We start from the raw sequence: 1,442 nt of genomic DNA, 5'->3' as shown, positions 1-1,442 counted from the left end.
TGATCATATCGTCATCGGGATCGTTGGGAACCGCTCTCAGTTGTCTTGTTATCGGAACAAGGCTAGAAAATTGACGAATTTCCGCGATATATTCTCTAAGTCCCCGTTCAGATATTTGAAATTTCTGCTGAAGTTTTTCGGATAATTCGTCTAAAATCTCTTGGCAGGTTACTGAAGATACCGATCCCGTCTTCGCTAACGATAAACAGGAAAATGTAGGGCTGCTTTTAGACAGCCAAGCAGAGATTAATATATTTGTATCAAAAACAACTACATAGGTCACTATTTTTCGTGAACGATTTCATCGATAAATTCTTCTCTTTCGTCTTCCGTCATGGTATCCCAATCATAGCCGCGTTCTTTGGCTACGATTCTAGCTCTTTCTGCTCCTTCATTAAATACTGGTTCCAACTGTCTCCACTGACTGAGAATTAGAATTTTGTACACCTCCTTTTGCTGTGCTTCGGGGAGTTGTTTGAATAAGTCGATAACTTGTTCGTTGCTTAAGGTTAAGTTCGGCATAGGTCGATTCTAGACACTAGCATGATTAATCAGTTTAACACGAGTCCTTAATAGAGAGGGTTTTCTGTTCGCCTATCCCTTCTCTGCGTCGATCGGTTAGAATCGAGAAATTATCGGCCTAGAAAGTCCTTTCATCTTCGCGCTTGCCGTAAAATTATATCTTTAACTAAATGGTGATCGCTAATTAATTATCGTAGTAAAGCTTGAAAACCTGCTTGAATAAAATGAACATCTGAAGTTAAAGCGTCGGTAATTTGATTTTCTTCCATAACAATAAAAGAAAAACAATCTACTAATCCCCAGCTTTTATCAGATCTTGATTCGTAGAGCTTTAAGCCTTTTTGAAAAAGAGTAGAAGTGATAGTAACAACGAATAAATTATCGGTTTGATAGCATTGCTTGATAAAGGCAGAAACCTTAGGACGATTGTAATGACCAAGAGCATTACCAACCTCCATAAAAATGGCTTCAGTAACCCAAACTGCTGTTGCATTTTTTACATAGGGGAGGAACTGCATAGCAATTTGATGATATTGATCATGAGGATTGAGAATTGCTTGGATAAAGACCGTATCTAAAAAAAGTTTGGACTTATTCATCGCTTATATTTCTTTTGGGAGTATCATATAAATAATGATCGTGTTCCCTTGACCAATCTTCTGGAGCTTCATAGGTGCCAGCCATTTCTTCTAACAGTTCCCAAGCATTTTTATGGTTATTTTCTAATGGATCTTCCCGAGAAATAATTTGGATGATGTAATGGGTATTAGGTTCTAATTCAATCTTTTCTTCGGGACGGAAAACCATTCCATCATAACTAACTCGTAGATTTTTTATCATAATGGATTGTTGAGAAGTAATTCGATTACGGCCTACACAGTGCCTTAAGGCTAGTGTAACACACCCTCTCAACTATAACT

General features: G+C 37.7%; 4 protein-coding genes. All 4 read right to left on the bottom strand.

Going from position 1 to position 1,442, the window contains the following annotated elements:
* Positions 1–283, bottom strand: a 283-nt coding sequence (locus PX484_RS04525) for a putative toxin-antitoxin system toxin component, PIN family (RefSeq protein ID WP_288103002.1), incomplete at its 3' end; no start/stop codon positions are given.
* Positions 283–522 (bottom strand): hypothetical protein, encoded by a 240-nt coding sequence (locus PX484_RS04520; protein ID WP_288103001.1) that lies wholly within the window; start codon positions 520–522, stop codon positions 283–285. The genes PX484_RS04525 and PX484_RS04520, both read right to left, overlap by 1 nt.
* Positions 523–710: 188 nt before the next feature.
* Positions 711–1,121 (bottom strand): type II toxin-antitoxin system VapC family toxin, encoded by a 411-nt coding sequence (locus PX484_RS04515; protein WP_287628586.1) that lies wholly within the window; start codon positions 1,119–1,121, stop codon positions 711–713.
* Positions 1,114–1,362 carry a hypothetical protein gene (locus tag PX484_RS04510; protein WP_002738017.1) on the bottom strand — a complete coding sequence of 83 codons (249 nt, stop codon included), beginning with the start codon at positions 1,360–1,362 and terminating at the stop codon, positions 1,114–1,116. Before PX484_RS04510 ends, PX484_RS04515 begins: the two co-directional genes overlap by 8 nt.
* Positions 1,363–1,442 lie beyond the last annotated feature (80 nt).

The organism is Microcystis sp. M49636_WE2, from assembly GCF_030065375.1.
GTDB classification, from domain to species: Bacteria; Cyanobacteriota; Cyanobacteriia; order Cyanobacteriales; family Microcystaceae; genus Microcystis; species Microcystis aeruginosa_C.
The sequence above is the reverse complement of the archived record's forward strand: the minus strand, read 5'-3'. Positions and strand labels throughout refer to the sequence as shown.

Excerpts from the sequence above, each read along its gene's own strand:
- PX484_RS04510 (WP_002738017.1), bottom strand. The coding sequence starts at position 1,362 with ATGATAAAAAATCTACGAGTTAGTTATGATGGAATGGTTTTCCGTCCC.
- PX484_RS04515 (WP_287628586.1), bottom strand. The coding sequence starts at position 1,121 with ATGAATAAGTCCAAACTTTTTTTAGATACGGTCTTTATCCAAGCAATT.
- PX484_RS04520 (WP_288103001.1), bottom strand. The coding sequence starts at position 522 with ATGCCGAACTTAACCTTAAGCAACGAACAAGTTATCGACTTATTCAAA.